This window comes from Leptospira perolatii (assembly GCF_002811875.1).
In the GTDB taxonomy this organism is placed as follows: Bacteria; Spirochaetota; Leptospiria; order Leptospirales; family Leptospiraceae; genus Leptospira_B; species Leptospira_B perolatii.
The window spans coordinates 361,583-377,241 of the sequence record NZ_NPDZ01000001.1; the positions used below are offsets into that span (position 1 = coordinate 361,583).

At 42.0% G+C, this 15,659-nt stretch carries 14 protein-coding genes; 9 read left to right on the forward strand and 5 right to left on the reverse strand.

Translation table 11 applies throughout. From position 1 onward, the window contains the following. Positions 1–32: 32 nt before the first annotated feature. Entirely contained in the window at positions 33–938 is a 906-nt protein-coding gene (locus CH373_RS01665) for an RNA polymerase sigma factor (protein WP_100712186.1), read from the reverse strand. Positions 939–973: 35 nt separating this feature from the next. Between CH373_RS01665 and CH373_RS01670 the strand changes: the two genes are divergently transcribed. Further along, entirely contained in the window at positions 974–1,879 is a 906-nt protein-coding gene (locus CH373_RS01670; RefSeq protein WP_165778756.1) for a M23 family metallopeptidase, read from the forward strand. Here the strand turns inward: CH373_RS01670 and dnaE are convergent. Beyond that, positions 1,876–5,394, reverse strand: coding sequence for a DNA polymerase III subunit alpha (gene dnaE / locus CH373_RS01675; protein ID WP_207761432.1), 3,519 nt, complete (start codon positions 5,392–5,394; stop codon positions 1,876–1,878). The two genes, CH373_RS01670 and dnaE, sit on opposite strands and share 4 nt — an antisense overlap. A gap of 516 nt (positions 5,395–5,910) precedes the next feature. Between dnaE and CH373_RS01680 the strand changes: the two genes are divergently transcribed. Continuing rightward, a complete protein-coding gene (locus CH373_RS01680; RefSeq protein ID WP_100712188.1) occupies positions 5,911–6,381 on the forward strand; it encodes a GNAT family N-acetyltransferase in 471 nt (156 codons plus the stop codon). A 19-nt stretch (positions 6,382–6,400) separates the two neighbouring features. Here CH373_RS01680 and gatB read toward each other — a convergent pair whose 3' ends face one another. After that, a complete protein-coding gene (gatB, locus tag CH373_RS01685) occupies positions 6,401–7,864 on the reverse strand; it encodes an Asp-tRNA(Asn)/Glu-tRNA(Gln) amidotransferase subunit GatB (protein ID WP_243393241.1) in 1,464 nt (487 codons plus the stop codon). A 114-nt stretch (positions 7,865–7,978) separates the two neighbouring features. Here gatB and CH373_RS01690 point away from each other — a divergent pair, with 114 nt between their 5' ends. The 4 genes from CH373_RS01690 to CH373_RS01705 are packed head-to-tail and all read left to right on the forward strand — an operon-like array spanning position 7,979 to position 10,456. After that, a complete protein-coding gene (locus CH373_RS01690) occupies positions 7,979–8,734 on the forward strand; it encodes a ParA family protein (protein WP_100712562.1) in 756 nt (251 codons plus the stop codon). After that, the gene (locus CH373_RS01695; protein WP_100712190.1) at positions 8,727–9,476 is read left to right on the forward strand and encodes a hypothetical protein; all 750 of its coding nucleotides are present in this window, start codon (positions 8,727–8,729) and stop codon (positions 9,474–9,476) included. The genes CH373_RS01690 and CH373_RS01695 overlap by 8 nt, the downstream gene beginning before the upstream one ends. A 6-nt stretch (positions 9,477–9,482) precedes the next feature. Then, positions 9,483–10,175 (forward strand): toxin-antitoxin system YwqK family antitoxin, encoded by a 693-nt coding sequence (locus CH373_RS01700; RefSeq protein ID WP_100712191.1) that lies wholly within the window; start codon positions 9,483–9,485, stop codon positions 10,173–10,175. A gap of 14 nt (positions 10,176–10,189) precedes the next feature. Beyond that, positions 10,190–10,456: a hypothetical protein gene (locus tag CH373_RS01705; RefSeq protein WP_100712192.1), complete on the forward strand. Its 267-nt coding sequence runs from the start codon at positions 10,190–10,192 to the stop codon at positions 10,454–10,456. On the opposite strand, the gene CH373_RS01710 is transcribed toward CH373_RS01705, so the two are convergent. Both CH373_RS01710 and CH373_RS01715 read right to left on the reverse strand, forming a co-directional pair. Then, positions 10,412–11,485 carry an LIC_10230 family protein gene (locus CH373_RS01710; protein ID WP_100712193.1) on the reverse strand — a complete coding sequence of 358 codons (1,074 nt, stop codon included), beginning with the start codon at positions 11,483–11,485 and terminating at the stop codon, positions 10,412–10,414. The genes CH373_RS01705 and CH373_RS01710 overlap by 45 nt on opposite strands. Before the next feature lie 12 nt (positions 11,486–11,497). Next, positions 11,498–12,514 carry a hypothetical protein gene (locus tag CH373_RS01715; protein ID WP_100712194.1) on the reverse strand — a complete coding sequence of 339 codons (1,017 nt, stop codon included), beginning with the start codon at positions 12,512–12,514 and terminating at the stop codon, positions 11,498–11,500. Between the two features lie 142 nt (positions 12,515–12,656). On the opposite strand from CH373_RS01715, the gene CH373_RS01720 reads away from it, so the two are divergent. The 3 genes from CH373_RS01720 to CH373_RS01730 are packed head-to-tail and all read left to right on the forward strand — an operon-like array spanning position 12,657 to position 15,640. Beyond that, entirely contained in the window at positions 12,657–14,039 is a 1,383-nt protein-coding gene (locus tag CH373_RS01720) for an ABC transporter permease (RefSeq protein WP_100712195.1), read from the forward strand. 1 nt (position 14,040) lies between these two features. After that, positions 14,041–14,730, forward strand: a complete 690-nt coding sequence (locus CH373_RS01725) for an ABC transporter ATP-binding protein (RefSeq protein WP_100712196.1) — start codon at positions 14,041–14,043, stop codon at positions 14,728–14,730. 16 nt (positions 14,731–14,746) lie between these two features. Then, on the forward strand, positions 14,747–15,640 hold the full coding sequence (locus CH373_RS01730; protein ID WP_100712563.1) for an ATP--guanido phosphotransferase: 894 nt from the start codon (positions 14,747–14,749) through the stop codon (positions 15,638–15,640). The last annotated feature ends 19 nt before the right edge of the window (positions 15,641–15,659 follow it).

The following is a 15,659-nucleotide window of genomic DNA, read 5'->3' on the forward strand; positions in this document are numbered from 1 at the left end:
CGACGCTCCAATAAGGTTTATGACGATAAGAACTACTCGTACAACTCGGAAAAATTGAGTTTTTTTTGTATTTTTTCGATCAGGCGGAGCAATGTTACGCTCACATTCCCCTCGGTAATACCCAGTAGATCTGCTACTTCTCTGTATGGTGTTCTAGCTAAGAAATGCCCTTTTTTGCGCTTTTCTAAGAGCTTTTTACGCTGATCGTATTTTTTCCTTAGTGCCTGAGAAGTCTTATCCACCTCTTGAGGGAGGATTGGGGGCTTTTTCTCGGCGATCAGCTGTTTTTCTTTTAACTCCAAAATGTTTAGATAGAGAGAAGTGATCTTGTCTTCCATCCGAATATTCTCTTCTTCCCTTTTGGAAAGGTCGGATCTCAATGACATAATCTTATTCTTAAGCTCTTCTGCGCTTAAGTTTGTTTTTGAAACAAGATACTGTATTTCCTCTTCGTCTAGGTTGAGATAGTATATATAAGAAAGTTTGAAAATGACCCGCTTCTCTACTCCGATTTCTCCTAAAACTTGGTGGAATAATTTAGTTAATTCCCAAGCTTCTTCTATTAAATCGGGCCTGTGGTCCGGCTCGTCTTCGATTGTAGCGTATTCTTTTCCTTCTTTATTGATTTTGCCTAAATTCGTTATTTTTAATTCACGTTTCGTTCTTTGCCAATCAATCAGCATATTCCGCAGCACGGAATAGAACCAGGTGCGAAAACTTGATTTTCCTTTGAAGCTGGAAAAGCGAGCCCCGGTTTTTAGCCTTTCGAAGGCATACAAAAAAAAGTCTCCCGCATCATCTTCACTCAAATGGAAGATTTTCATTGGGAAATTGTAAATGTCCTCCGAGTAGGTTTCGAAAAACAATTTCAATGCCTCTTCATCTCCCTCGCCACAACGAGTCACAAGGTCGAGGGTTTTATCTTTTGACAAATTCATTCTTTATAAAACCTTAAGCCAGAGCACATTCCGGAATGAGAAGAATTTCCATACCTGTACTGATCTTGGCCGCGTTCCATCTAAGCACTTTCGCGGAAAACGATAAAGTAATAAATTTTTTGTTCCCGGTGAAAACCGAAGGAATTGAAGGGAAAATCACATCAGTGTTTGGTGAGTCAAGAGGGGACCATTTTCACAATGGAATGGATATCGCTTCCAACGGAGAACCGGTCTTGGCTATGTCCGAGGGACGGGTTCTATATTCACGATTCACGGAGGATGACCCTTTCGGTGAAGAGTTTGGCACCGGAAACTCAATTTGGCTGGACCATGGGGACGGAACGTATACTGCCTATTATCACTTAAAAGACGGTAGGGGTTCCGGATTGCTCGACGAACGTCTTGTAGGTGCCGGGGAGAAGATCGCAAATACCGGAAATACTGGTCATTCCAGCGGAGCCCACCTCCACTTTGTTGTACTTAAGGATTTTGGGCAGGCGATTTTAGATCCGATGAAGTTCCTTCCTGAAATTGAAGACCCGGAACCTCCCCAGATCGGAAACCTGCTAGTGCATGTGGAAGAAAAATATACCCAAATCAATGACGGAGATAGTATCAATATATCCAAAGCCTTTCCCATAACAATCGGTATTCAGGATGCCGGGAAGAAGCCAGGACAAAGGCGGGGTGTTTCTCAGATTCAGGTAAGTCTTAACGGGGAAATTGCCCGAAAGGCGAGTTTTTCTCAACTGAACTATCAAGAAAACGAATGGAAGAATCCGGAAGGATTTCGGTTTAAAGAACTATATTATAGAAATCAGTATTACCTAGGGGATTTCGATTTTAGAAACGGAGAAAATACGATCAAGATCCTTGCTTGGGACTTCCGGGGAAACTTAAGCGAGAAGAGCTTTACATTTTACGTTACTAGAATCCGCTAAATCTTTGCTCCAGCTTTCGGAGCAGTTTTGTAAGCCCTGATATTGTCCCCGAAACTATAGTAAACTGTATCCTCTCCTAAAAGACTGACGAGTCTAGACATTAACTCAGGGTTCGGTTGCACTGAGAAATAATCGTGAGCGCGAATCACTTTCTTTTCTTGGTTTTCGAAATTAATATGAAAGTACACGTTTGAGCTTCCTTTATAAGCAGAAAGTAATGTATTCAAATGATTGATTACGTCAGGCATTTGTCTGTGTTTATCTTCCAATCGAATATGAAGAGATTTTTCCATTTTATCTTCTATTGTAGATTGGTTTAAGATTTCGATCGAGTTGACCTTGATTTGTCCTCTCAGTTCAGATTCGCCGGCTTCGATTCGGTCTAGATCTCCCTTAATAAAGACTGCCTGATCTTCGCGAATAAATTCTTTGAACTTTTGGTACATTTTTGGGAAAGCTACACACTCGATTTCACCGGTCCTGTCTTCTAGTTTAAAATTGACGAACTCTTCCTTTTTCTTTGTGAAACGCACTTTTAGTGTGGTCATCACACCGGCAACTTCTACCTTACTTCCCGCTTTAACATTATCTAGTCTTTCTATTTCAGTATTATTTAAACTACGAAGGTGACCTTCGTACTTATCGAGCGGATGTCCCGAGAGAAAGATTCCGGTTACGGACTTTTCTCTTCTCAATCTCTCTTCCATCTCCCATTCTTCCGCTTGTTTAGGCAGGTTCAGTTCGTAGGAGAGAGTGGATTCTCCGAACAAGGAGAACTGTCCTTCTGCGGAGCGCGCTTGCTCTTTTTGAGCAAAAGATACAAGGCTGTCTAGAGAATCAAAGAGACATTTACGAGTATAGCCGAAAGAATCTAGAGCACCGCCTTGGACAAGAGCTTCGAAAACTTTTTTGTTAATGATTCGAGTGTCTATGTTTAGGATAAAATCTTTGATGTCTTTGAATCCACCGATCTTTCTTCGGGATTGTATGATGTTTTCTGCGGCACCTTCTCCTACTCCTTTCATTGCGGAGATACCAAAACGGATTGTAGTTTCATCGATCACAGAGAAAGAAACGTCGGATTCGTTCACATCCGGTGTCAGCACACGAATTCCCATCTCACGTGCATTGTTGATATATTTGACTATGTCCGTAGTTTTGGAGTGATCGCCCGCGAGCAAGGCTGCCATGTATTCTGTCGGATAATTTGCCTTCATGTACGCTGTTTGATAAGTTACCAAAGCGTAAGCAACCGAGTGGGATTTGTTAAATCCGTATCCTCCAAACTTTTCTAACTGATCAAAAAGTTCTTCGGCAAATTTCTGGCTATGACCTTTTAGCAGAGCGCCTTCGATGAACTTCTTGCGGAGAGGTTCCATCAGCTCTTTCTTTTTCTTGGCCATGGCTTTACGAAGCATGTCGGATTCACCCATTGTGTATCCGCCCACTTCTCGAGAAATACTCATGACCTGTTCTTGGTATACAGTAAGGCCGAACGTTTCTTTCAGAATTGGTTCGCAGGAAGAGTGGGGGTACGAAATCTGCTTTCTGCCGCTTTTTCTTTCCAAATACTCTTCCAACATTCCCGATTCCATAGGTCCAGGTCTGTAGAGTGCAATCAAAGCGACGATCTCATCAAAATTGGACACCTGACTTCGTGCTACAAGATCTGTAATACCGGAAGATTCTAACTGAAAGATTCCGAGAGTATTCGCTTTTCGTAATAATGCATATGTATTCTGATTATCTAACGGAATTTTATCCAGATCGAGATGAACCCCTCTTCTGGATTCCACAAGTTTTACGGCGTGGTCTAGGGTAGTTAGGTTTTTTAGACCCAAGATATCCATCTTAATCAGACCAACTGCTTCTAGGTTATTCTTTTCATACTGAGTTACGATCGACCGAACTCCTGGCTTCTCCTTTTCCGCAACTGTAGATAAAGGAACCACAGTATCGAGCGGATAAGGTGAAATCACAACTCCGGCTGCGTGTCTTCCGGGTTGTCTGTAGTTCCCTTCCAACCTTTTAGCGATGGCAAAAATCTTTTTGTGTAAGTCATCCTTCTCGCTCGCCTGCTTTAGATCCGAAGACATATCCAGAGCCTCGTCGATGGTAATGCCAGGCTTGCTCGGGCAGAAACCTGTCATGCGATTGGATTCTTCGAAAGGAAGGTTCATGACCCTTGCCACGTCCTTCAGGGCCGCCTTTGCACCTAAGGAGCCGAAGGTGATGATTTGACCTACCTTATCTTCTCCATATTTTTGCCGAATATAACTGATGACTTCTTCTCGACGCTCGACACAAAAGTCGGTATCGATATCCGGCATGTCCTTTCTATCCGGATTCAGGAACCTTTCAAAGAGAAGATTGAATTGAAGAGGTTCCACATTCGTAATTCCGAGCGAATAGGCAACGATCGAGCCGGCTGCGGATCCTCTACCTGGACCGACAGGGATTCCGCTTTTCTTTGCAAAATTAATATAATCCTGTACGATCAAGAAGTAACCGGCAAATCTCATGTTCTTGATCGTGCCTAGTTCGAATTCTACTCTTTCTTTGATGCTTGGAGTGATCTGGGAATATCTCTGACGGATTCCGTCCCAAACTAACTTTTCCATGTAAGTATATTCGTCGAAACCTTCAGGTACAGGAAATTCAGGTAATAGATACGTGCCGAACTGAAGTTTTAAATTTATTTTATCACGGATTTCTAATGTATTATAAAAGGCCTGGGGTAATTCCGGAAATAGTCTCTTCATTTCTTCGGGACTTTTTACGTAGAATTCTTGATTGAATCCGAATTCCATTTCGTCCTCGATCGTTTTCCGCATACCGATTCTGAGTAGGATATCCTGCGCTTCCTTATCCGATTTTTTGAGGAAGTGAGAATCGTTGGTGACTACGAGCTTGATTCCTGTTCTCTGAGAAAAATCAAAGGCGCCTTTTGCGACAATTTCCTGTTCTCGGATTCCGTGGTTTTGGATTTCTAGATAGAAATCTTCTTTGCGAAAGATCTCATTCAGCTTTCCAGCGAGTTGAAGTGATTCAGGCTCTTTGCCTTCTAAAATTTTTCGATTTACTTCTCCTGCTAGGCAAGCTGTTAAACAAACCAATCCGTCGCTGTTGTTAGCAAGAAGATCGTAGTCGATGCGCGCCTTTTTGTAAAAACCTTCCGTATAAGATTTGCTCGCAAGTTTGATTAGGTTCTTGTATCCGATTTCGTTTTTTGCTAATAAGATCAGATGGTAAGCGTTCCCATCTGCAATTTTCACTTCTTCTACTTCTGCCTTTCGGTTCGGAGAAACATAAAATTCGCAGCCGATGATCGGCTTTACTCCAGCCTTTACCGCTTCGTTGTAAAATTCAATTGCACCGAACATGTTTCCGTGGTCTGTCATCGCAACCGAGGACATTCCGAGTTCTTTTACATGTTGCATTAGCTCTTTGATCCGGATTGCTCCGTCCAGCATGGAATAGGTAGTATGAAGGTGGAGGTGGGCGAAATCTTCCATTCCAAGGGACATAATAGAAAGTGACTCCTGGTCCAGTCAAGCTCATGGGTGGGCAACCGATGCTTTTCGAAAGAAAGAATCGCTGCTAGAAATTTAAGAGGTCCTACAAAAAATCCTTTTCCTGAAAATGATTGGCACAGGCGCTCCTTTTAGACCGCAAACACCAGTCATTTGTAAAGCGAAAAGGGAAAAAGTCAAAGGTGCTAAGCGCACCCTTTTAGAAAAATAAAGTTGTACCAAGTGTTCTAACAACTAGATCCGGTTGTGATTGTTCTAAGATTTCATGTCGTATAAGTAATAGGATATTCCTTGCTTAAATTTAGAGCTTGTGAAAAATTCCACTCGCACCCAGACGCCCGACCTTTCTTGCGGAATGATTTTTCGGAAAGTAGAATCTGCAGGAAATTTCTTTATTCGGAATCTAGTTGTAAGTCACCTGCAAACTCGGTTAAAATAAATAAGCGTATTCTTATCGAATTTATCCTTTCATTTTTCTGAAAGAAAATACGGAGTCAAATGGCGAAAGTTGCAAACATAACGATACGTGCGGCCAGTCGATCAGATTTGGACGAGCTAACAGAACTATTTGACTTGTATCATAAATTCTATCATGTAAGTCATGATCTAACAGTGATTAAGCGATTTTTAGAAGATAGACTTTTGCATAAGGACTCTATTCTTTTGGTCGCGGAAGGTCAGGTAGGCCTACTCGGATTTGCACAACTATATCCGACATTCTCTTCGCTTTCATTAAAAAGAGATTATATATTGAACGACATATATGTAAGAGAAGAATCGAGAAGAACAGGAGTCGCTAAAAAGCTTTTGGCAGAGGCGGGCGCTTCCGTGAAAAGAAGCGGAGGCAAAGGGCTTTCCCTCGAAACAGCTGCGGACAATCGATCCGCCCGAAAACTTTACGAGGGATTCGGATTTCGGTTAAACGAAGAATATTTGCGCTACTACTGGGTATCTCCGAAAGAGAAATAAGCCCAAGGACCGAGTGTTTCTATTTCTTTTCCGGAAGAGGCCCCAGCTTGTCGATGAGCAACTGATTCACGATTTGAGGGTCTGCTTTTCCTTTAGAAACCTTCATCACGTAACCAACGATTGCGCCAAGAGCACGATCCTTACCGCTTTTGTATTTTTGTACTGCATCTTCGTTTGCGGCAATCGCTTCGTCTACGATCCTTTCTATTTCTTTATCATCCTTAACAACGACCAAGTTCTTTTCGGTTACGATTGCATCCGGGTCCTTGCTAGAAGTAAGCATCTCTTCGAAAACCGTCTTTCCGATCTTGCCAGAAATCTTTCCGTCAGCGATTAATTTTACTAGTTTGCCGATTCTCTTCGCTTCTACATTAAATTCAGAAATCGTAATGCTCTCTTTGTTTACGATTCCAAGCACCTCGTCCTTTACCCAGTTGGAGGTTCTTTTTGGATCACCGGATTCTTTGAGGGCGTCTTCATAGTAATCTGCAATTTCGCGTTCTGCAGTCAGTACTTCTGCATCGTACTTCGGCAATCCTAAGGATTGGATGAATCGATCTCTTCTTGCGTCCGGAAGCTCGGGCAATGTCTTACGTATTTTTTCGACAGTGTCAGTCGTAAGTACCACAGAAGGAAGATCTGGATCTGGGAAGTAACGATAGTCGTGGCTCATCTCTTTTGTCCGCATCGTAATTGTTTTGTTTGTTGCGGAATCCCAGAGTTTTGTCTGTTGCTGGAATGTTTTTCCCTGAGATAATATTTCTCTTTGCCACTCGATCTCGTATTCGATCGCAGCTTTTACTGCTTTAAACGAGTTAAGATTTTTTATTTCCACTCTGGTTCCGAATTTATCAGATCCGACGGGCCGTATGGAAACGTTCGCATCACAACGAAGCGATCCTTCTTCCATATTACAATCTGAAACTCGAATATATCTCAGTACAGATTTGAGAGAGAGCAAATAATAGTACGCTTCATCTGAAGATCTTAATTCAGGCTCGGATACAATTTCGATTAGGGGAGTTCCTGCTCGGTTCAAGTCAACATAGGATTGAGGCAAATTGGAATCTGCGGAGTGTATTAACTTTCCTGCATCTTCTTCCAAATGAATTCTAGTCAAGTTTACTGATTTCGGCTTGTCTTCACCTTTGACGGTAAAAGAAACTTTTCCTCCAACGCAAATCGGTCGATCGAATTGAGAGATCTGATACCCTTTGGGTAGGTCGGGATAAAAATAGTTCTTACGATCGAATTTTGTATGAAGAGTAATTTTAGATCCGAAAGCCAATCCGGCCATAATTGCCTTGTTCAAGGCTTCCTCGTTCAACACTGGAAGTGCTCCAGGTAGCCCTAGGCAAACTGTGGAAACTTGCGAGTTTGGAGGTGCTCCAAATTTGGTAGCACTTGGGGAGAATATTTTAGATTCGGTGTTTAACTGGGCGTGTACTTCCAAACCTATGATTGTTTCGTATTGCACGAGAATTCTCCTTTTTTTCCCTCTTGTTTTCGAAGCGGAATTTTTTCCTTGTCCGGTCGAATTTGGGTTCGTATGGAGTTATTCTGTGAACGAGGACTTCGGGGGCAACGGATTTTTTCTGTGAAGCAGACTCTTTGTATAGCAAATCAAAAAGGCGGAGTAGGAAAGACCACTACTGCCATTCATTTGGCAGCAGGTCTTGCGAACAAAGGAGACAATGTACTTCTCATCGACCTGGATCCTCAAGCGAATGCTAGTTCGATTTTTCCGGAATGCAATCGTTCCGACAATCAGGATGTATTTCAAATTTTTAGCGATTCTAAGCCTGTGAAAGAACTACTTTGTAAAACGCGGATTCCAAGACTCTCGCTATTGTCTTCGTCCACGAAGCTTTCCCAAGTGGACGTCCTTCTTTCCGGAAAGATGGATGGGTTTTTTAGGCTGAAAGAAGCATTGGATGCGGTAAAAGATTCCTTCGATTGGATCATAATTGATTGCCCTCCAAGTCTTTCTCTTTTGACGATGAATGCGTTTGTTGCTGCAACAGGTTTAGTCATTCCGTTGCAGGTTTCCAAATTTTCCCTCGATGGAATCGAGGCAATTTTAGAAGCTAAGTCATCAACTGTGAAACGAAGTAATCCCGGGCTAAGAATTCTAGGCAGCGTTTTGACGATGTTCCAGGCAAGGACCACGATGTCTCAAACCGTAGTTCCGATGATTTCCGAACATTTGGACCTTTTTGAATCTAGAATACCTCCTTCGGTTGCAGTAGAGGAAGCTCATCTTTTGCACCAGACTTTGTTTGAATACCAGCCTAAGAATAAAGCTGCAAAATCCTATCTCCAGCTTACAGAAGAGGTGTACAAACTTGGCTAACCGCGACCGCAAAAAAAACCTTCTCCAGAAAGCTGCCGGAGAAGCAGTCAAGAAAACCTTAGGAGAATCAGAAGCCGAAAAAGGGAAAGTTTCCGGGCAGGCTAAAAGCTTTGAGCAGGTCCCGGAAGATTCTAGCAGATTGAAAGAATCTGGTTCCAAGGAAGGCACACTTGATCAAGAGAAAGAAGATTCTGTCTCTGAAAATGAGATCCGATCCGGAGAAAGGTCGGGTTCTTATCGGGAAAAACATTTGCCCAAAAAGGATGGTCTCTTCAGGATAAACAACTATATGAGAATCGACGAATATACACAGGCTCGGACCGAAGAGCCGAATGCCAATAAAAAATGGCTCCGAATTGTTGGAGGTGTTCTATTCGTTTTGCTTATCTGGTGGATCTGGCCTTCTGGCCACGAGATCTATATGGATGTCGAAAAAATGACTCCGGAACGGATTTCCAAGATGAGTTCCGAGAAAGAGTACCATTTTGCAATCGGACAGGATTTTTTTATCTATTATAAGCGCGGAGGCTGGTTCTCTCCCAAACGAATCAAAGTATTGATTTACAAAGTGGATTCCAATCGCGAAGAGATCAGTGTCCAGGAAAAGGAATTTAAAAAGAGTAAGGACAAATTCCAAACCTATTACGATGATTCTTTCTTTGAAGAAGAGGGAAATTACGAGGTGGAAGTCAAGGACGAAGACGACGAAGTCTTAATTACTAAAAAGTTCACGATCGATTAAAAGTCCATGTTTCGAATCCACACTAGTATTCTTATCGGATTAATAAATCTAATTCTCTATTGCAATTCGGAAGTAAGACCTACTGGAATTCCTGCGAATGCAAAACATGACAAAAAAAGAAATGTCTATGTTTTGGAAGAAGCCGGCAGACAAAAAATATATTATGAAAACGGAAAGTTATATTCCGATTGTCCGATAGATCAGACCAAGCAATATCACGGAGTCTGCAAAACTTTTGCGAGAACTGAAGACTCTGTCGCTTCTGAAGGTGAATACAATCACGGCGCGAAGCTAGGTAAGTGGAAATGGTTTTTTCCGGACGGAAAACCCTACATCTTGCAAAGCTATGGGCCAGGACCAATTCGCCCGGAATCTGCTTGGTTAGGGGAGGAAGGCAATGAGGAAGGCACCTTTGAACGCTACTATCATTCAGGAGCCCTCGAACTAAAAGGATTTTATCGAGAAGGTCGCAAATCCGATTTTTGGCAGAAATATTTTCCGAATGGAGAATTAGAATTTTCCGGTACTTATTTGAACGGCAATAAAGTCCGATCTTGGTTTTACTATTTTCCTAATGGAAAAACTGAGTCGATAGAAGTATATACAGAAAACGGAAAATTGCTTTCTAGAGTTCTCTATTTGCCGACTGGGGCAAAGCTTTGCGAAACCACTGAACTAGAAAAATGTAAGAGACTCTAACTTTGGATAGAGGTATGTCCGCAGAAACTGTATTTTCTTGGATTCTATTCTGCATGACGGTTTACGTTAGTCTTTATCTCGCACTGATACATTCCAAACAAGAGCCGCTGTTTCTTGCATTAGGAATTACCCACCTAGGAAATTACATTTCTTTCAGAAAATATATTAACTGGAAGCGATTCATGGCCGCTTCCATTTCTCATTTAGCATTTATTTGGTGGTTTGGAGCGAACGCATTAGAGGTGTTGTCCACCCTCGATGAATGGAAACAGGGATTCTAAAGACCAGATATTCATTAGCAATATCCAAAAGATTAGAACTATAAATACGAGCACTAAAAGAAAGCCGATTGTTCCAAACAGAAAGTTTCTTACGAATCTAAGTTGCAGATAGCTTAATCCTAAAATTAGGTTTTCGGTTTTTCCCAATTCAGAACTTTTTCCGAGCCTCAAATAGTTTCTGACATAGAAGCCAGAAAGTACCAGAATTGCGCCTAATAACAATGCTCCGAACTGGCTCGCGTAATTTTTTTGCAATAGGAATAAAGGAATGTATACGAGGTTTCCAATTAGAATTCCTAAGAATAGGATTCCGAGGAAATGCAAAATGCCATCGATCAGGGATTCGCTTTCTGCTTTTTTTCCGGTCCTAAATTCGGCTTCATCTTCCTCCAAATTATGCAAGGTATGAAATCGATTTGCCTCTTCCTTTTTGAAAAGCTCTCCGATTCGAATTGCGAAATTCACGAGTAATACAATCCATGCTAAGCAGATCAGGATTCCGGGAAATACCCAAGTCATTGAATCCGGAGATCTTCCCAAAGCTCCGAATAGCGCAGTTAGTACGGAAATTCCGTAAATCAGTCCAAAAACGTAAAGCACCCGATTCATGAAGGAATAAAAGTATGCTCGAAACTTTAAGGAAGCGATGGAAGAGAGAGACAGTAATATTAGAAAACAATAAAATAGAATTTGAATCCTTTGTCCGAGAAGCACTCTTTCCATTCTGTCAATGGTATCTTCCGGTTGGGAGTCCGAAGGGATCGAAGCGTCTTTTAGTTCCTTTAAAATGTCCGAGGTCAGCAACATCTGAGAAATTGCTCCGCCCTGGAAATAAAATCCGGATCTAGGTTCCTTTCCTGAGCCGTCTAACATCGCGTCCATCGTGGCAGTGTCGTTTGCATCCAAAAATGTAGGCTGCACAAATAACTGGAAAACGCAGACGATCAAAAGTACGATCGGAATTGCGTAGGCAATGATGAGCTTAATAGGATATTTTAAGAATTGTTTTAGTTTTGTAAGTGGATTCATGTAAGTGTTGGATTAAAAAAGAAAAACGTAAACTAGCACCATGCCGATTCCGAGAATTCCTAATGCAATTAGAACTGTCAGAAGTAGGCTCGATTCACCCGCTTCCAAGTTCGTGCTGGAAACTGGACTCGATTTGACCTCGGATTTTGATGGCCTGGTCGTGGATTTTTCGCCCGTATACAAACGGACTTTTACAGAGTTTTCTTCTTCGTAAATTTTTCCAAAGATATCGTTCCCAATTTTGACTACTGCCTCGCTTTCTGTTCCTTTGTTTTCTGTCACGACTATGGAACCGGGCACAGGACTAATAGAGCCATCCTCTTTTCTCAGCTTTAAGGAATCGATCACACTTTTTGTGGTAGGATCGGAATCTATCAGTTGGAGAACAACTTGGTCCCCAGGTTTTAGCTGATTCACCGGGATCCCTGAAACCGGCGAAAGCATAAACTTAAACTGGATTCTGGTCGCATTCTGGGGGATCATCGAATCAATCCCTTGGGCGCTTGGTATTTCGACTGCGCTAACAACTTCTGGAGGAGCTCCTATATCTGCGGGAGAAGATTCCAAACTTTCGCCGGGACCACGATCCAGGTTGGCTTCGTCCATAGAAGAACGGTCTACCATTCTGTAAAATAATGCGATATCAGGCTTGGAATTACCAATCGCCTGGTTGATCACTTGGTTGAGTAAGTATCGGATCTTCTCGTCTTCCCTCTTGTTTACATAATGAAGTAGTTGCTCCATGAAATCATCGGATCGCCCACTTTGTTGAAACAATTCAGCGAGTTTAATTGTAAGATTTTTTAGCTGCTTGGTCTCGTACTTGATCTTTTGGCAGAGGTTGAGTACGTCCTTGAAACTAGCGCTGGAAAGAGGGATGTTGATCAACTCACTGTTTCCGACAGCTACCAAATCCATTTTCTCCACGCGACTGTTTAATGGATCCAGAATTGCACCAAATAGTACGTAAAGGGAGGAAGTAGAATCCCACGATTGGAATAAAAACGAATATACTTGGTTAGATGTCATAATTGTTTATCGCGGGCAGATTGTACTCTAGTATTCGATCGGAATCGACTTTAATTTTGACATTCTGGTTCGGAATCTTAGAATTGTCAAACTAAGGAATTCCATCGAGGGACGGATTTTCCAAATATGAATATTATCAAGAATGAACTTTCTCTTTTCTAGAACTCCTTTAATTCTTCTCTTAACATCGCGCTATATCAAAGGCTCAAGAGCGGCCGGCTTACTCTCTTTGAAATCTAGAGTTTCGTTTGTTGTGATGACCGTCGGTGTGTCCTTGTTGATCGTGGTACTTTCCATATTCAACGGATTCCAAAGGCAGGTCAAAGAATCACTTTGGCAAGGTGGATCTCACATAACAATCGAGAGCAACGCAGGATCCGGCGAAATCCCGAACTACGATAAGATCATCCGTTGGATCGACAAGGTCCCGGAGCTTAAAGAAAGGATCGTGTCTGTGGAAGGGGGGATCCAGAGTCACGGTCTCATCCAGAATTATAACTCTTTTTATCCTGTGATTATCCGGGCTGTCCCAGTAAGCGGTGTGGATGACTTGCTGCAAACAAAGTTACCTAACTTCCCAAGGGTAGTGCATTACAACAGAGAAGAGTTAACACTAATCAATAAAGAGAATTTCATCGTAATCGGAAAGGAGATGAAGGACCTATATAATTTCGGCCTGGGCAGGCAGCTCACTTTGGCTGTTCCCGGTGGTAGGTTCTCATTGGGCAAAGGAGTGGAAGTCAGCATAGAGAACTTTAGAGTATCAGGATTTTTTAAAACAGGCAATTATCAGTTCGATTCTCGCTATGTCTACATGTCTCTCCCTGTGGCTCAAAAGTTTTTTAAACTCCGAAATTCCGTGAACCAAGTTTCGATTAAAGTGAAATCTTTGGATGATCTTTCTTTTTGCAAAAGAAGATTGCTCCGTCTGTTTTCAGAGCTCGAGTTCGAAGCTGAAGTAGAAGTTGCATCTTCGCTTAACGTTCGAACGATAGCCGAAGAACAAGAGAACTTTTTAGCCGCATTGAGATTGGAAAAAACAATCATTTCTATTATCGTTTTCTTATTCATTATTCTGGCGGCTCTTGGAATGGTCGCCTCGGTTTACTCGCTGGTTCGGGCAAAAAGGAAGTCCATTGGAGTTTTGAAGGCTCTTGGATTGCCATCTTCTGATATACTTCTTATCTTCACTTTGAACGCAATGCTTGTAGGAATTCTGGCATCTTTAGTGGGCGGAGTCACAGGAATCTTTTTGGCTAGCTCTCTGGAAACTATTATCAACGGACTTTCCGAAGTGATCAATATGATCGGTCCGATTCTATATGTCTTTCTCGGAAGAGAATGGAGCAATGTGGAATTGGTTCCAAAGAACATTTATTATTTCGATCACATTCCCGTGGATATAGACATCGCATTTATCTTCATGGTTACAACTTCGGCTACTATCTTGTCCGGAATTGCTGGATATTTTCCAGCCCGCTGGGCGGCTAGTCTGAATCCAGTAGATACAATCAGGAACGACTAACGTGAGTTTGATCAAGATCAGAAATTTAGTAAAAACCTATCACGTACTGGAAAAGGAATTTAGTATCCTAGATGGCTTGGATATGGAAGTAGCCGAAGGCGAAATCTTTTCAGTAGAAGGCAAATCCGGGATCGGAAAATCTACTTTATTGAATATTTTGGGAGCGATGGATACCTTTGATTCCGGTGAAGTGGAGGTATGCGGTGTTTCCCTAAGCAATCTAGAGGAAAAGGAAAAAGAAAATTTTAGAGCAGAAAAGGTTGCATTTGTATTTCAACACCATTTACTCTTACCCGACTTCTCTGCCCTAGAGAATGTTTCGATTCCTCTACTAATTAGAGGATATTCTCCGAATCGCGCTAGAGAAGAGGCGACTGCAATGCTTGAGAAAGTAGGACTGAAAGAAAGAATTCAGAGTTTTCCTTCCCAACTTTCCGGAGGAGAAAGCGCGAGGGTCGGTGTCGCGAGAGCACTTGTAGCTGGCAAAAAGCTGATTTTGGCGGACGAGCCTACAGGTAATTTGGATAGGGAGAATTCACGAAACCTAATGGGCCTGATCCAAGAGCTACAGAAGGATCTAAAATTTGGACTGATTCTAGTGACTCACGATATGGAGCTTGCGGCTTTAGCGCATAAAAGAAACCAAATCTATCAAGGAAAACTACGTCCTGTTCAACAGGCGCTTGCCTAACCAAGGTTTAATGTGTATGAGCAAGTGCATTTACTGTGGAACTTCGCTTCGGGATTGGAAAGACCACGGTAAAATTGGATGCGCTCATTGCCTGAACTTATTTCAGTCCGATTATATTCGCTATATCCCGTCTAGGGAAAAAGAAGATTGGGAACCTCCCAAGAGAGTCCCACTATTCAAAGAATGGAAGAAATTATCGAGCGAACCAATCCATCGTCTAGCTAAAAGGATCGATTCTTGGAAGCTTCCTTTTTCCTATCGTTTTCGAATTACGAGAAACCCAAAAGGTTCTGTTTATCCTATTCGTTTATCAAAATCGATCGCTCCCGAAAAAGTACTCCAGAAATGCTTGCCTGATATTCTCGAAGAAATTTTGTCTGAAAATGAAACTGAGTCTTCGAATACGAAGCGAAGTAAATCTTTTTCGGAAACCATTGCTCCTAGAAGCCGGTCCAACAATCGTATCCGATCTTCTCTTTATTCAAATGGAGGCAGGCTTCTCTTCGGTGACGAAGACCAGGTGCGCTGGGAATTTGTAACCGACAGTTTGTTCGAATTAGAAACTGTCCTCAATTCCAACTTTTTGGAAAAATTTTGGAAACCTCAAGTCTTTGATTACAAAGAAGGGATAGGATATATATCTTCTTGTCCTACTAATTCAGGTGAAGGCGATAAGCTGTCAGTAGCTATACCATTTGGCTTATCCCAAACTGGAGAGTTAGACGGATTTGTGCTCCCGGAGAACTGGGGTTTTTATCGGGAAGATGTTATAGAAAGAATTGTTTTTTTCCGGAAAAATTTTGGCCTAGTTAGAAAAAATTCCTTTTTCAATTTCGTTTCCTATTTAGCTTTACTGGTAAGGGGCCGAGTTGAAGGGGAGAAAAGTTCTCATACCTGTCAATATTTTTGAAAAAAAGAACCGATAGTTT